This is a genomic window from Tenacibaculum sp. MAR_2009_124 (assembly GCF_900105455.1).
Classification (GTDB): domain Bacteria; phylum Bacteroidota; class Bacteroidia; order Flavobacteriales; family Flavobacteriaceae; genus Polaribacter.
In genome coordinates, this window is sequence record NZ_FNSF01000007.1 from 385,036 (window position 1) to 400,219 (window position 15,184).

13 protein-coding genes are annotated in these 15,184 nt (G+C 32.1%); 4 read left to right on the forward strand and 9 right to left on the reverse strand.

All coding sequences use genetic code 11. The features are described from left to right. Positions 1 to 407 precede the first annotated feature (407 nt). Positions 408 to 4,079: a fibronectin type III domain-containing protein gene (locus BLW23_RS18595; RefSeq protein ID WP_093672689.1), complete on the reverse strand. Its 3,672-nt coding sequence runs from the start codon at positions 4,077 to 4,079 to the stop codon at positions 408 to 410. A gap of 528 nt (positions 4,080 to 4,607) precedes the next feature. Between BLW23_RS18595 and BLW23_RS18600 the strand changes: the two genes are divergently transcribed. The 3 genes from BLW23_RS18600 to BLW23_RS18610 all read left to right on the forward strand — a co-directional run bounded on the left by BLW23_RS18600 (position 4,608) and on the right by BLW23_RS18610 (position 8,523). Beyond that, complete coding sequence (locus BLW23_RS18600) at positions 4,608 to 5,537, forward strand: NAD(P)/FAD-dependent oxidoreductase (RefSeq protein WP_093672691.1); 930 nt, start codon at positions 4,608 to 4,610, stop codon at positions 5,535 to 5,537. Positions 5,538 to 6,119: 582 nt separating this feature from the next. Next, positions 6,120 to 7,670 carry a peptide MFS transporter gene (locus BLW23_RS18605; protein ID WP_093672693.1) on the forward strand — a complete coding sequence of 517 codons (1,551 nt, stop codon included), beginning with the start codon at positions 6,120 to 6,122 and terminating at the stop codon, positions 7,668 to 7,670. A gap of 52 nt (positions 7,671 to 7,722) precedes the next feature. Next, entirely contained in the window at positions 7,723 to 8,523 is an 801-nt protein-coding gene (locus BLW23_RS18610; protein WP_093673193.1) for a class I SAM-dependent methyltransferase, read from the forward strand. A gap of 40 nt (positions 8,524 to 8,563) precedes the next feature. On the opposite strand, the gene BLW23_RS18615 is transcribed toward BLW23_RS18610, so the two are convergent. The 6 genes from BLW23_RS18615 to rsfS all read right to left on the reverse strand — a co-directional run bounded on the left by BLW23_RS18615 (position 8,564) and on the right by rsfS (position 13,300). Next, complete coding sequence (locus BLW23_RS18615) at positions 8,564 to 9,196, reverse strand: YceI family protein (RefSeq protein ID WP_093672695.1); 633 nt, start codon at positions 9,194 to 9,196, stop codon at positions 8,564 to 8,566. An 83-nt stretch (positions 9,197 to 9,279) separates the two neighbouring features. Then, on the reverse strand, positions 9,280 to 9,552 hold the full coding sequence (locus tag BLW23_RS18620) for an acyl-CoA-binding protein (protein WP_093672697.1): 273 nt from the start codon (positions 9,550 to 9,552) through the stop codon (positions 9,280 to 9,282). Positions 9,553 to 9,572: 20 nt separating this feature from the next. After that, positions 9,573 to 10,367 carry a phosphatidate cytidylyltransferase gene (locus tag BLW23_RS18625; RefSeq protein WP_093672699.1) on the reverse strand — a complete coding sequence of 265 codons (795 nt, stop codon included), beginning with the start codon at positions 10,365 to 10,367 and terminating at the stop codon, positions 9,573 to 9,575. Between the two features lie 3 nt (positions 10,368 to 10,370). After that, on the reverse strand, positions 10,371 to 10,958 hold the full coding sequence (locus tag BLW23_RS18630) for an LUD domain-containing protein (protein ID WP_093672701.1): 588 nt from the start codon (positions 10,956 to 10,958) through the stop codon (positions 10,371 to 10,373). A 13-nt stretch (positions 10,959 to 10,971) separates the two neighbouring features. After that, positions 10,972 to 12,906, reverse strand: a complete 1,935-nt coding sequence (gene ftsH / locus BLW23_RS18635) for an ATP-dependent zinc metalloprotease FtsH (RefSeq protein ID WP_093672703.1) — start codon at positions 12,904 to 12,906, stop codon at positions 10,972 to 10,974. Positions 12,907 to 12,931: 25 nt separating this feature from the next. Continuing rightward, a complete protein-coding gene (gene rsfS / locus BLW23_RS18640; protein ID WP_093672705.1) occupies positions 12,932 to 13,300 on the reverse strand; it encodes a ribosome silencing factor in 369 nt (122 codons plus the stop codon). Positions 13,301 to 13,385: 85 nt separating this feature from the next. Between rsfS and BLW23_RS18645 the strand changes: the two genes are divergently transcribed. Then, complete coding sequence (locus BLW23_RS18645) at positions 13,386 to 14,117, forward strand: biotin--[acetyl-CoA-carboxylase] ligase (protein WP_093672707.1); 732 nt, start codon at positions 13,386 to 13,388, stop codon at positions 14,115 to 14,117. Between the two features lie 2 nt (positions 14,118 to 14,119). Here the strand turns inward: BLW23_RS18645 and BLW23_RS18650 are convergent, their stop codons facing one another. Further along, entirely contained in the window at positions 14,120 to 14,509 is a 390-nt protein-coding gene (locus tag BLW23_RS18650; protein ID WP_093672709.1) for an orotate phosphoribosyltransferase, read from the reverse strand. A 12-nt stretch (positions 14,510 to 14,521) separates the two neighbouring features. Further along, on the reverse strand, positions 14,522 to 15,181 hold the full coding sequence (gene pyrE / locus BLW23_RS18655) for an orotate phosphoribosyltransferase (RefSeq protein ID WP_093672711.1): 660 nt from the start codon (positions 15,179 to 15,181) through the stop codon (positions 14,522 to 14,524). Between the last annotated feature and the right edge of the window lie 3 nt (positions 15,182 to 15,184).

Genomic DNA, 15,184 nt, shown 5'->3' on the forward strand with positions numbered 1-15,184 from the left:
AATTGGAGAATAGAATGAAGTGTAAAAAATAAAGACTTCTCTTAAAAAATAAATTTAAAGTTGAAATTCATAAAAAACAGGGTTAAGAATTGTATTAGATTGTAATATGATGAATTTCTAGATAAGATAAATCTCAATAACTAAATAATATATTTTTAAGTATTGAAATGATGAGCTGATTGTAAAATGAAATACTTGGTATATATGTGTTAGTCAGATTTTATTTGTTAGTTGTTTAATAGATTGAAGATGTTATATCTGTGGTATGATATAGGGTAGCGCGTTTTTATTAAGTAGTCCGTTGTTTTTGGTTAGATACTGCTTAAAATAAAAGTGTATATAGGATATAAAAAAGATGCCTGGCGGTAATACCAGGCATCGGAATTTAAGATTATTGAAGTTTTATATTATTTTTTGATGAATTTCTTTTCAATGACTCCATCATTCAGGTAAAATTTGATATAATAGGTTGTTCCTGATATTAAATTTAATTCTTGAACATTAATATTTGATTCATATTGCCCTGTTTTAAGTTTCCTGCCATTTCCGTCGAAAATAACATATGTAGCACCTTTTATAGATATATCTGATGTTATTGAAAAGTTAGATTCAACAGGATTAGGATATACAATAGTTTTGGAGGTTGTTTCAGCCGCTGAAATTCGATAAGAAGAAGAGCAGTCGAACAAATAAGTCCATTGTCCATTTATCATTTCATAAGCTTGACTGTAATAGACAATTCTATCTCCGTTGGAATAGGCAACATTATTCTGGTAATTTGGAATGTTACTACAGTCATTCGGATCTGCAGCACTTATTGTTGTAACCGTAATAGTGTTACTTGCAGAAGAAACATTACCCGCTTCATCTTTGGCATAAACAGTGTAACTATATGATGTGTTTTCAGTTAAATTAGTAACGTTAAAAACTGTACTTGTTCCTAGAGAGGTTCTGCCAATTAATGTATTTCCTTGGTATATATCATAAGCTGTAACAAGAACGTTATCATTTGAAACATTCCAAGATAGTTCAAGAGTAGTTTCAGTAATATTATAAGCGCTTAAGTTACTCGGTGCTGTTGGTGCTTGGGTATCCGCTGTAGTGTTACAATCAAATAAAAATGACCATTGACCATTTGCCATTTCGTAAACCTTATTGTTATATACTATGCGATCACCGTTGTTGTATGCAACGCCATTCTGATAGTTAGGGATTAAACTACAATCATTAGGGTTGGTTACAGTGGTTAAAGTTTCTACAGAAATAACATTGCTTGAGGAAGATGTATTTCCTTCTTCATCTCTCGCTTGGACAAAAAAACTATAGGTTGTGTTTTCAGTTAAATCAGAAACATTAAATGTTGTAGTTGGAGATGTACTACCTATTAAACTGCTACCTTGGTAAATATCATAAGCAACAACAGCAATATTATCTGTAGATTCTGTCCAATTTAGATCAACACTGGTTTCAGTTACATTTTCATAAGTTAAATTACTTGGAGTTGATGGTGCTTCTGTGTCAGCAGGAATCGAATTACAATCAAATTGATGTGCCCATTGGCCGTTTATCATTTCATATACTTTATTATTGTATACTATTCGATCTCCGTTATTATAAGCTACACCATCTTGATAACTAGGGATGTTCGCACAATCATTCGGGTTGGTTGTATTGGCTAAAGTTTTTACAGTAACTATATTACTTACAATTGAGGTGTTGCCAGCTGCATCTTTTGCATATACAGAAAAACTATAAGTAGTGTTTTCCGTTAAATTACTTACGCTAAAACTTGTTAGCGAAGAAGTACTTCCAATAAGAGTATTCTCTTGATAGACTTCATATTCAGTTACAGCAACATTATCAGTGGAAGGATTCCATGTTAGGTCTGCACTTGTTTGCGTGATATTTAAAGCTGTTAAATCACTTGGTGCAGTCGGTGCTTGCGTGTCGGCGGGAGTAGCATCACAATCAAACTGATACACCCATTGATTATTAATACGCTCGTAGACTTGATTTTGGTATACAATTCTATCTCCATTTGAATAGTTTGCACTGCCTTGATAGTTAGGTATATTCGAACAATCGTTAGGGTTTGTGGTATCTGCGAGTGTCGTTACATTTATCTCATTACTCGAAACAGATATATTCCCAGCAGCGTCTTTAGCCTTTACATAAAAAATATAGGATGTGTTTGCTGTTAAACCTGTTACTAAGTGAGTAGTTCCAGAAGACGTACTTGCAATTAAAGTGCTCCCTTGGTATATTTCATATCCAGTTACTTCAATATTATCTGTAGAAGAAGTCCAAGATAAGTCTACAGTTGTTTGAGTTATATTTGAGGCAGTTAGGTTTGTTGGAGCGGTTGGTGCTTCTGTATCTGTTTGTGAAGTACACCAAAAAGTAAAGGCACCACCTTGATCACCAGTCATGGGATGGATCATTGTTTTATTGTTATTAGAAGTAGCTGAAATGTAATACTCCATAACTTGGTTACTTCCGCTTGAAGTTGTAATATCGGCAGTCCAATGATTGTTCTCACCTTTGATCATATTGGTAAGATTCCAAGATGAACTTCCTTTAATTCTCGAAAATAAGGAGGCCTTATTAATTCCACTTTTATTAGTTACGACTACATCAACAGTGTAGTTAGATTGGCAGTTGTCAATCTTTCCATAGTATGGATAATGCTTAAATCTGACAGGGTTTTCTGCGTGAAATTCTTTTGTAACACAGTGAATAGAACCTCCAGTTCCTATTAAAGCTCTACTGTCTATAGGTATAATTTTATATCCTGGATATGATTTACGAATAATCTCTAAAGCCGCTTGATCTCCTGCAATATCACCAGTTTGCCCATTATTAAACACTGGCTGAATTATTGTTTTATTAATAATTAAGTGATTGCTAAAAGTTCTACTTGACCAATGAATGTCCCAAGGGTCGTCATATTGAGATCCATCGTCTTTTGTTGGAAAAGGAACAGTATCAAATAAATATGGCTTATTTACTCCTCCAGGACTTTCTTGCGTTGATAAATAGGCTACATTATCTAAAATCGTTTGATAATCAGTATAGTCGGGTATGTTCCCCATTTCTGCGGGTTGTTTTGTATAAACATAACGATTTTCGTTAATCATATCAATATACAAATCAACATGCCCTGTCCATCCATCATATTTTAGTGCTTCAAGAACATGTAAATCATTTAAATTGAATGCTGATTTAAAGGTCTCATCTATATAAGCTTTAGAATGTTCACTATTATTAGTATAAATCTTATCACTAGTTGTTAATGATTGGTAACCATTCATGATGGTGTTTCCTCCTTCGAATAGAAGAGGCATATAGGTATGAGATATATCAAAATGTTCAGCCCATATTGGAGTTAAGGCATCATCTTTACGTCTACCTCCATAATTTAAATCTACCCATCCGATTTCATCATTCGCTCCATAATAGAAATTAATCGGTCCAAAATCTCTTGTCCAAAAGGAATCTGTTGGATTTATTAAAAAATCATAGTTGTAAAGAGGAGTACCTTTATCTTGGAAATGTCTAATTAAAAGTGTCGTATCGGCTTGACTTCTAACATTAATATACACCTTAACTCCTGCTTCTTGAATCCCATCTATCAGTTCTCTGAAAAACTTAGAATATGAAGGGTCTCCATTAGAAAATTCAGATAACATAAGTGCATTGTCTTCGTATGGATAGCAAACAAAAACGCCTTGTATTTCTTCGAACTCTCCTGGGAATTTGGCATTGGTAGGTAAGCTAATGGGGGAAGCATTCAATGTGTTATTTTGCGCTGAATTTCTTTTCTTTTCTTGTTTGCTTTCTTTTTTAAATGCTCGTTTATTGTTTTCGGTACAAGCTTCGTCAATTGTTTTTGTATCTTGATTTTTTAGATAGTTATATATTACATCAAGTTCTGATTTCTTGAATTGATGATTTTTATTGTTCTTTTTGTATTTCTCAATAATCAGTTTTTTCTCCCGTGGAGTCATCCCCTCTTGAGCATACATTAAATTAGTGAAGATAATGGTCAATAAGACCAAAGTTAATTTAACTTTTCTCATGTTGTTTTTTAAAATGTTTAAATTGATTTTAACATTAATTGTTTACCACATTATTTAATAATTTGTTTTTTCAATAAAGAAGCGAAAAAGCTACCAAAACGAATGTAGGGGGAAGTGTAAAAGGGTTGTTTTAGTTTGCTAGCTTATGTAAAAAAATAAATTAAACTACGTAATTATAACCGGTTGTAATTTGCTTGTAACAAAACAATTAAGGCTGGCAAACATACCTCTGGATAATTTTTTAAAAATTCTTTGACGTAAGATTGAAGTATACCTTTATATAAAATAGCAATAAAATGTCCAAAAAGAGAAAGTCATTTACGCCTTACAAAACGCAAATAATAATGTGTGTACTTATTCAAGAGGTTTTGTTTCAGTAGTTTAATTTGATTTCTACTCAATGTATTAAGTAAGACGATATGATTATTATAATTTAAGCCTATATAAATATTTGAAAAGTAAATTGAAAACGGTTATAATAAAACTCTTTTTAAGGTATACTTGCGAGAAAACTGATATACATTAATCATGGAAAATAATAAATTCGAAGTAATAGTAATTGGAGGTGGACCAGCTGGTATGAGTGCCGCTCTAGTTTTGGGTAGGAGTAGAATAAGAACTCTAGTGTTAAATACCGAAAACCCAAGGAATAATGTAACAAAGCATTCTCATGGGTTTTTGACTCAAGATGGAAAACATCCAACGGACATTTTTAAAGAAGCGAAAAAACAATTGAATAAATATAGTAGTGTTGAGTACAGAAATGAAAAGGCAATTGATCTGATAAAAATAGAAGATGGATTTCAAGTTAAAACTGAATTCAATGCGTATAAGACTAAACGGGTGGTAGTTGCAACTGGTCATAGAGATAATATTGAGTCGATAGGTATTGATGGTTTAGTTGAGGTATATGGAAAGTCCGTATACCCTTGTCCTTTTTGTGATGGTTTTGAAATGGCAGATAAAAAATTAGCCGTAATAGGAGATGCGGTAAAAGCGCCAATGTTTTCCAAAGTAATTTCGCATTGGTCAAATGATGTGATCGTGTTTACAAATGGAGATAAAGTGGTTGATATAGAGTTGATAAAGAGTTTGAAATCAAAAAATATTGAAATTATTGAGGATAAAATTATTAAACTTCATTCGTTAAAAGGTAAGTTAATAAGTATCGAATTGGATGGAGGGGAGTCTGTTGAAAGGGAAGGAGGTTTCTTACCAGATACCAAATCACAAGAAAGTACAAATTTTGCTCATAAAATGAGAATACCGAGCGAAGAAGGTAGGTTTGGAATGTCGTTTTATGTAATTGACGAAAATAAAGAAACTGAGGTACCAGGTTTTTACATTGTGGGTGATGCGCAAACAGGTTGGAGCGGAGTTGCTGTATCGGTTGCTGAAGGAAGTAAAGTTGGTTCGGCAATAACACACCAAATAATTATGGAAAAGTGGAAAAATTAAAATAAAGATATGAAAAAAAGCTATCAAAACTTAAGGGGAATATCAAGAATGATATTTTAGTTTTGATAGCTTATCATGAAAAAAAACTATTAATACTATTGCAATTGATATTTGGGGAATCTATTGCATTAAAACAATTACACGACAAAAGTATATCAGTTATTTCGATTTAATGGATATGTAGTATGGTTGACGATCATCTATCCTTAAAAGAGGTAATAAAATGTCTAAAAAGAGAATAGTTTAAGTATTGATGTAGTGTGTTTTAAGATGGGAGAGTTGTTTGTCTTTCTTATTGAAATCATATTTTTTGTTGTGTTCATGATACTATTTTTGATAAATGGAAAAATGTATCTAACAAATCAAGTAGTAAAGTTAGTTTATATGATCTGAAAATTAATTTTCGAGCCGTAGTTTATCAGTCAATATTGCAACTTTTTATATAATTATAAGAGTTCGTTTTTTCGCAAGCAGCTGTATTTCAATGTTACAAATACTCACAATTGTTATTTTTTATCACAATTTAAAACAATAATATTTCTTAATGCCCCACGTCTGTATATTGCTTGAAAACAATATTGAATGGAACAAAATATTACTTATAAAGAGGATGTGTTCGGGCATCCCAAAGGACTCTTGTATTTATTTTTTGCAGAACTATGGGAACGTTTTTCATTTTACGGAATGCGAGCTTTGCTGGTTTTGTATATGACGAAACATTTATTGTATTCTGATGAAATGGCCTTTGGGATCTATGCGGCCTATATGTCATTGGTTTATGTAACGCCTATGATAGGTGGAATGATAGCGGATAAAATTCTTGGATTTAGAAAAGCTATTATGTTGGGAGGGGTTTTAATGGCATTAGGGCATTTCTTTTTGACCTTCGAGCATCCAATATTCTTTTATGGTTCATTGTCTTTAATAATAATTGGTAATGGCTTTTTTAAACCTAATATCTCTTCTTTTGTAGGAAAATTATATAAAGATGGAGATTCTCGTAGAGATTCGGGGTTTACAATATTCTACATGGGTATTAATATTGGAGGGGCCATAGCACCTTTATTATGCGCATGGTTAGCGGAATTATATGGTTGGCATTTTGGTTTTGTTATAGCAGGAATAGGAATGCTTCTTGGTTTAGTTGTTTTCAAGGGGGGATTAAATAAAAACGTTTTTAATAATCATGGATTAGTTCCTGATGACAAAGAGTATAACAAAAAGATTATGGGAATTACTCAAGGAAATCTGATAGTACTCGGAACTATAGTTTTTGTGCCTGTTTTTGCATGTATTGTATATCTTCATGAGCTCGAACATTATATTGTTTGGATAGTGACAATGTTTTTAATAACCTACATAGTGCGTATTCTTAAAAATGTGAGTTCTTTAGAAAGGAAAAAGTTATTGGTTGCTGTATACTTTACGGTGCTTTATACGTTATTTTCGGCGATTTTTGAACAGGCTGGAAGTTCTTTAACATTATTTGCTGATAGAAATGTAAACCTTATAGGAATGAATGCTGCACAAACAAATAGTATAAATTCTGGATTTATTATTTTGTTAGCAATCCCTTTTTCAATGTTATGGACAAGTTTAAATAGAATTAAAAAGAGCCCTAACTCGGTAATTAAATTTGGACTAGGTTTAATTTTTTTGGGCGGAGGATTTGCGGTTTTTGCAATGTCAGGGCATTATGCTGATGAATTAGGAAAAACACCTATGTTCTTTTTAATAGCTGGTTACCTTATTTTAACGATAGGAGAATTGTTTTTGTCACCTATTGGATTGTCCAAAATAACGGAATTATCTCCAGTTAAATTTTTGGCATTTATTATGGGCGTATGGTTCTCAGCCAATTTTTATGGTCATTATTTTGCAGGTAAAATAGCTAAACTGACCTCTGGTTCCGAAGGAGATTTGGGGATGTTTTCAAAAGGTTTTCTAGGAGATGTTACCGAAGTGGTAACAGGACTATCAGTCAATAGTATTCTCGCTAAGGAAACCATATTCCATCAACTTTATACATATGTTTCAGTATATTCAGGTTTTGGTGTTTTAACAATAACTATAGGTGTATTAGTTATAGTTTTTTCAAGGCTAATAAAAAAAATGATGGGAAATGTAAATTAGAAGTTGGTAATTTACGATTAACGTATATATATTGCATAAAAATTATTGAATGATGAAAGATAATCAATATTATTTTGATGTAAATAGAAAAACTTGGAACAAAAGAGTGGCACTTCATGCCAAGAGTGATATGTACAAAATGGACTCTTTTAAAAAAGGAGCGACATCACTTATGCACTACGAAATTGAAGCACTTGGAGATGTTCAAGGTAAAAGTTTATTGCACTTACAATGTCACTTTGGACAAGATACTTTAAGCTGGAGTAGAAGAGGTGCAAAATGTACTGGAATAGATATTTCAGAAGAAGGCATACAGCTAGCAATTCAATTGAATAGTGAGTTGAATCTTGATGCGGAGTTTATATGTTGTAATGTTTATGATGTAAATAATTTTATAGATAAAAAATTCGATATTGTTTTTACAAGTTATGGAACAATTGGCTGGTTACCCAACCTAAAGCCATGGGCTAAAGTGATTGCATCGAGGTTGAACAGCGGAGGTGTATTTTTTATGGCTGAATTTCATCCTATTGTTTGGATGTTTGATTATCTGGAAAAACCACCCAAACTGAGATATGGCTATAATCAAGAAGAGGTTATTTATGAAGAGTATTCTGGTACTTATGCTGATTCAGAAAATGAGATAATAAGTAAAGAGTATGGATGGAACCACGGTTTAGGAGAAGTTATTTCTGCTTTAACAAAAGAAGGATTAGTTATTGAATATTTGAAAGAACATGATGAAAGCCCGTATCAGGTGTTACCGGATTTAACGAAGGTGGAAGCGAATAAGTATGTTACAAAGGATAAGTTATATCCATTAATTTTTACTTTAAAAGTAACAAAGCCTTAGATTTTGTAATCTAAGGCTTTGTTTTATGATGTAAGAGTTGTTATTTAAAAACTGTTGTTATTTCAATGGCAACATCATCCCAAGTTTTTGAAACACCATCGGCACCTTTATGTAAATCTTTACATACAGTATTTAATGAGTCAAGAGCTTTCTCTGCTTTCCAATCACTAATTTTCATGGCAGCTTTTAAACTAAATGTTTTATCTTTTAAGGTATAGTGGAAAGGTAATTTTTTAGTAACACCGTTCATGGTAATGTCCGTATAACCTATCGAGTCATTTTCTAAAACCAATTTACCTGACAATAATTCAGTTTTATCCATTACTCCAAAGAAGAATTTTCTAATTTTAAAATCTCTACTAGAATCATTCGTAAAAATGCTACTTACAGGGACTGAAAACTCAGCGTTATTAATGGCTTCTTTTGCGTTGTCACCTTCACCTCCAGAAGTAATAGATATTTTTTTAAATTGACCTTTGACAGGTACTTTATCAGTCGTTTTGTAGGCAGTCCAGCTAATTGTATTTTCTGCATTTGTTAACGAGAAGGCCGCTTGTTTAGTTTCAACAGCAGGTGTTTCTTTTTGTTCTGTAGTTTTATTTGCTTCTTTCTTACAAGAGGTAAGTTGAGCTACTGCGAAACAAACTAATAAAGACAAAGCTAGTTTTTTCATGATAATTAATTTATAATCGTATTTAGTTTACAATAGTATCGAAAGGTAAAGGTACGCAGGGTAAATTAAAAAACAAATAATAGTTAATCGTTTTGTTCTATAATAGAATTAACTAGTTTTATGTATTCTTCCTTCGCTTCAGTGGGATTCATTCCTTTTAATTGAATCCAAGCATTGAATTTAAAAGCATTCCTTAATCCTTTGGTGTCAGTATGAATAGAAAACTGATCTCCTTTTAGTGCCTGTTTATAGTAAGCATATAAGCGCAACATTACATCAGGAGGTAGTTTGCCTTCCATATTTGAAGCTTTTTCGAAGGCTTCCTTAAACCTAGCATCGATGTCGTCATTTACCATAAAAGGGAAAAAGTTGTTGATTACATTATATAATGAATGTACAAATATACGAAAGGACTCAGGAAAAATAAACTATCAAGTCTATCGAGTAAACCACCATGACCAGGCATAATAGTACCACTATCTTTTACTTTAGCTTGCCTTTTAAATTTTGATTCAACGAGGTCACCAAAGGTTCCAAAAACTGAAACAATGATTGCTATTAATATCCAATCAATCAAAGAAAATAATGATGAGTAATTACTAATTACACAAGCTACGATGATAGCAAAAGCAAAACCACCAATAAATCCTTCAATTGTTTTTTTGGGTGATACACTTTCAAATAATTTTGTTTTACCGAAATTTTTTCCAATTAAATAGGCAAAGCTATCATTAGTCCAAATGAGTAAAATAATGTAAATAACTAAATATGGATTATAAGTCCCATTAATAATAGGGAGTTGCATCAGGAAAATAAAAGGAAATATTATATACCTTAATGACGAATCAAATTTGTCAAAATTGTTTTGAGGATACTTTACGTCTTTAGAGTATAGATTAATAATTAACCGAATGGAACATAACAGAGTAACGGCTAATAAAAAAATAATGATTTTATCGGATATAAATGATTTCTGATAAAATATTACCAAAGGCAAAATAATAAAAGGAACAAAGCTTTTATTATTAACTATTTTGTTGAATTCCCATAGACATACAGCCGAAAATAAAGCAATTAAAACCGTATAGGATTCTAAAGAATAAACGGTAGCTGAAATAAACAAAGCTGCATATACAAGTGCAGAGATACTTCTAGTTACTAAGTTTTGCATAGTTTATAAATCTTCAAAAAGAAGTAGGTAAAGATTTTTTGAGTTACTATTACCATAGTTTAAAAAATCGTCACTATTCTTTTGTATTGTATAATTGGTTACCGAACTAATATTGGTAGGAATATTACCACTGAAATGTGTTTTTATTCCCGTTAATCCTTCACTAGTATTTTTGACTAATTGACTTGTAGTGGCATAAACAATAAAGCATTCAGGTAGTTCAGCTATTTTATGACTTCCTAATTGATTAGAGGAAAATAAAATATCACCTTTATTAGCTATTAAGTGCTCGCACGATGTAAAAAAAGGAATCGTTTGTTTGGGAGAACTTTCGATATTAATAGCAATTTGTTGAACTAATTTTACTAAATCAAAGTCAGAACAAGTAATGTGTTTCCAGTTATTCTCCTTAAGTATACTTTTAAGATTAATAATAACTTCTTCAATTGATGTAGAATACAAAAACTTACCTCCCTTATTTATAAAATTGTGTACAAACAAATCATCTAAGGAAAGGTTAACCTGTTGATGGTTGATTCCTTCCTTAGATGATTCTGTATATGATTTAAATAATTTTTTAAAAAAATTCATTAAAACAAAAAACTTATTCTTCCGTTACTTGATTTTGAGTTTTAGATGTATCGTCTTTTTCAAATGGTCTTTTACCAAATATTTTTACTAGATCATCCTTAAAAATAACTTCTTTTTCCAGTAATCTATCGGCAAGCAAAGTTAATTTATCTTTATGCTCTTCTAAAATGTTAATAGCTCTTTTATATTGCCCTTCAATAATTTCCGAAATCTCTTCATCAATTACTTTAGCAGTAGAGTCACTATAAGGTTTTACAAAACCATCGTTTCCTGAAGAATCATAATAGGTTACGTTTCCGACTTTATCGTTAAGACCATATACCGTAACCATGGCTCTGGCTTGTCGTGTAACTTTTTCTAAATCACTTAAAGCTCCTGTTGAAATTTTATTGAAGACTAATTTTTCTGCGGCTCTACCTCCCATGGTAGCACACATTTCGTCTAACATTTGTTCAGTTTGAACAATTTTTCTTTCTTCAGGAAGATACCAAGCTGCTCCTAAAGATTGACCTCTTGGAACAATAGTAACCTTTACAAGTGGAGCGGCATGTTCTAACATCCAACTAACCGTAGCATGACCTGCTTCGTGAAATGCAATTACTTCTTTTTCTTTAGGAGTAATTACTTTATTTTTCTTTTCAAGTCCACCAACAATCCTATCAACAGCATCTAAAAAATCTTGATGATCGATAGCATTTTTGTTATTTCTTGCTGCAATTAAAGCCGCTTCATTACATAAGTTGGCAATATCGGCACCAGAAAAACCAGGTGTTTGCTGAGCAAGAAATTCTACATTTACACTATCAGATAATTTCAATGGTTTCACGTGAACCTCAAAAATTTCTTGACGCTCATTCAAGTCTGGTAGATCAACATAAATTTGTCTGTCAAAACGACCTGCACGCATTAAAGCTTTATCTAATATATCAGCACGGTTGGTAGCCGCTAAAACAATTACGTTCGTATCAGTGCCAAAACCGTCCATTTCAGTTAATAATTGGTTCAGGGTGTTTTCGCGTTCATCATTTCCACCAGTCATACTATTTTTACCTCTGGCTCTACCAATAGCATCTATTTCATCAATAAAAATTATTGAAGGTGATTTCTGTTGAGCTTGCTTGAATAGGTCTCTAACACGAGATGCTCCAACTCCAACAAACATTTCAACAAAATCAGAACCAGATAAAGAAAAGAAAGGCACACCAGCTTCACCTGCAACAGCTTTTGCAAGTAATGTTTTTCCAGTTCCCGGAGGGCCTACTAATAGCGCTCCTTTAGGAATTTTTCCTCCCAATTTGGTGTATTTTTCAGGGCTTTTTAAGAAATCAACAATTTCTTGTACTTCTTCTTTAGCACCTTCTAAACCTGCTACATTTTTAAAAGTTGTTTTTACTTTAGTATCTTTATCGAACAACGTAGCACGTGATTTTCCTATATTAAATATTTGACCACCCCCACCAGCGCCACCGCCAGCTCCGGACATTCTTCGCATAAAGAAAAGCCAAATAACAATAAGTAAAATAAAGGGTAAAAAGCTTATAATGCTATCTAAGAAACTAGTTCTTTCCCTATTTTTTAAGTCAAAGTTTAAATCATTTTTAACTTTAGATTCTTCCAAATCTTTTTCAAAATTCTGAAGATCTCCGAAGTTATAAGTGTAAAGAGGAGCTCCTTTTCTATGGAAAGGGTTGTTAACAACCTTCTTGTGTTGCTCTTTTTGAGAAGCCTCATCTTTGATATATATTTCAGCAAATGACTTATTAACGACTAATATTCGTTCAATGTCATTTTTATTTAAAATTTTAATAAATTCATTTTTTGAAATATCACTAGATCCCATACTTCCTGAATTAAAGAAGGTAAGACCAATGAATAGTAAAGCTATTGGAATGTAAATCCAAAAGGAGTTAAAGCCAAACTTAGGTGTGTTTTTTTTCTTATCACTCATAAAATTTGTTTCAATCAGTTTTTAATTAAGCGGGGTTAATTTGAGTTATTTGAGCATCTCCCCACAGACTTTCAATGTCGTAAAATTCACGAACATGCTTTTGAAAAACATGAACAACAACGTTAACGTAATCCATTAATATCCATTCTGAATTTCCTTGACCTTCAATATGCCAAGGCTTATCTCTTAGTTCTTTACTTACGACCTTTTGTATTGAGCCTGAAATAGCATCTACTTGAGTATTTGAATTACCTGAGCAAATTACAAAATAATCACATACAGTGTTGTCAATTTCTCTTAAATCTAGAAGTTGGATGTCTTCTCCTTTTACATCATCAATTCCTTTTATAATCACAGCTAATAAATCGTCTGTACTGGCTTGTTTTTTTGTCATTAAAAAAATTAAGTTTTAGCAAAGTTATTATTTTTTTGCGAGTAAATTGTGTAATATTGACACTAGTTTTACTTGTAAAATTTTTATGAAAATAATCAAACTTGATGCCATTGATTCAACGAACTCTTTTTTGAAGAATATGGCAGAAGATTCATCTGTTGAAAACTTTACGGTTGTTTGGGCAAAGAATCAAACTGCAGGTAGAGGTCAAATGAAAACACAATGGATTGTTAAAGAAGGTGCAAACCTTACGTTTAGTGTGTTTGTTCGTCCAAAAGACCTAAATGTTACGAATCAAAAATTTCTAAACTTTAGTATTGCTTTGAGTGTTTATGAAACTCTTTTAGAGTTTGAAATACCGAAAACATCCATTAAATGGCCAAACGACATTATGTCAGGATCACGAAAAATATGTGGTGTACTTGTTGAAAATACTTTGAAAGGGACGCAAATTTTTTCGTCAGTAATAGGTATCGGTTTAAATGTAAATCAAAATTTTCTTTCAGAGAAGTCCTTTAAGGCAACATCTATGAAGGATAATTTGAACAGAGAATTAGAATTAAAAGAGGTTTTAGATGTTTTGTTAAATAAACTCGTACATAATTTTAACGAGTTGGAAAAACATGAATACCTAAGGCTTGAAGAACGTTATTTAGATGTTTTGTATAAAAAAAACGTTCCAAGCATGTTTAAAACAGATAAGAACGTTTTATTTATGGGTAAAATTATTGGAGTGTCATCAAGTGGAAAACTCCAAATAGAACTAAGCAACGAAACTATTCAAGAATTTGGCATTAAAGAAGTTTCATTTGCTTAATGCTATAATTTTGAAATATTTTCAGTTAAGGTTTCAATAAATTTGGTTAAAGGTTTTTTCACCATCATAGCCATCATAGGATTAAAATCTCCATTAAACTTTAATGTAACATTACTCTGGTTTTCTGCTGTCTCTTCAATGTCAGAAGTTAACGTAAATGGTAACTTACTGCTTGCAGCGCCTAAAGTTACGTTAGAAAATTCGGTTTTTTCTTTCATAACTAATCGTATTTCTGGCATTCCTTTTAAGCCGAAAACAAAACTGTCTCCTTCAACTTCAAATTTTTCAGTACTTTCAGGCATTAACTGCTCGTAGTTTTCTAGTTTGGTGAAAAAGGCGAATAACTCTTTTGATGATTTATTTACAGATACCGTATTTCCGTTTATATCCATTTGTTTAAGTGTTTAAGGCGTTTGTTCTTCGTTTTGTTTCCATTCACTTGGAGCCATTCTCCAGTCTTCAAGAGTTCTCATTTCTTCTCTTGAGATATATTGACTGTCTAAAGCTTGTTCTAATAAAAAGTCATAATTACTTAGAGTGGTTAGTTCAACATTATGCTCAGTGAAATTCTTTGTAGCGATATTAAAACCATATGAAAATATAGCAACCATACCTTTTACAGTAGCCTTTGCTTCTTTTAGAGCTTTAACAGCTTCTAAACTACTTTTACCAGTACTGATTAAATCTTCAATAACAACAACGTTTTGACCACTCTCAAGGTACCCTTCAATTTGATTTTTTCGTCCATGTTTTTTTGGTTCTGGACGAACATATACAAAAGGTACTCCTAATTCTTGAGCGACTAAAACACCAATAGCAATGGCTCCCGTTGCTACCCCCGCAATGGCATCTGGTTTGCCATGTTTTTCTTCAACTAATTTAGCTATCTTTTCTTTTAGAAAATTTCTAACAGAAGGATAAGACAATGTAATTCTATTGTCGCAGTAAATAGGTGATTTCCATCCCGAAGCCCACGTGAAAGGATCTTGTGGACTCAATTTAATAGCTTTGACCTGTAAAAGGAGTTCAGCTGTTTTTTTTGCCGTATCTTTGTTAAAATCCATGCC

Coding starts and splice junctions, on each gene's coding strand:
- BLW23_RS18595 (WP_093672689.1), bottom strand. CDS start 4,079: ATGAGAAAAGTTAAATTAACTTTGGTCTTATTGACCATTATCTTCACT.
- BLW23_RS18600 (WP_093672691.1), top strand. CDS start 4,608: ATGGAAAATAATAAATTCGAAGTAATAGTAATTGGAGGTGGACCAGCT.
- BLW23_RS18605 (WP_093672693.1), top strand. CDS start 6,120: ATGGAACAAAATATTACTTATAAAGAGGATGTGTTCGGGCATCCCAAA.
- BLW23_RS18610 (WP_093673193.1), top strand. CDS start 7,723: ATGAAAGATAATCAATATTATTTTGATGTAAATAGAAAAACTTGGAAC.
- BLW23_RS18615 (WP_093672695.1), bottom strand. CDS start 9,196: ATGAAAAAACTAGCTTTGTCTTTATTAGTTTGTTTCGCAGTAGCTCAA.
- BLW23_RS18620 (WP_093672697.1), bottom strand. CDS start 9,552: ATGGTAAATGACGACATCGATGCTAGGTTTAAGGAAGCCTTCGAAAAA.
- BLW23_RS18625 (WP_093672699.1), bottom strand. CDS start 10,367: ATGCAAAACTTAGTAACTAGAAGTATCTCTGCACTTGTATATGCAGCT.
- BLW23_RS18630 (WP_093672701.1), bottom strand. CDS start 10,958: ATGAATTTTTTTAAAAAATTATTTAAATCATATACAGAATCATCTAAG.
- ftsH (WP_093672703.1), bottom strand. CDS start 12,906: ATGAGTGATAAGAAAAAAAACACACCTAAGTTTGGCTTTAACTCCTTT.
- rsfS (WP_093672705.1), bottom strand. CDS start 13,300: ATGACAAAAAAACAAGCCAGTACAGACGATTTATTAGCTGTGATTATA.
- BLW23_RS18645 (WP_093672707.1), top strand. CDS start 13,386: ATGAAAATAATCAAACTTGATGCCATTGATTCAACGAACTCTTTTTTG.
- BLW23_RS18650 (WP_093672709.1), bottom strand. CDS start 14,509: ATGGATATAAACGGAAATACGGTATCTGTAAATAAATCATCAAAAGAG.
- pyrE (WP_093672711.1), bottom strand. CDS start 15,181: ATGGATTTTAACAAAGATACGGCAAAAAAAACAGCTGAACTCCTTTTA.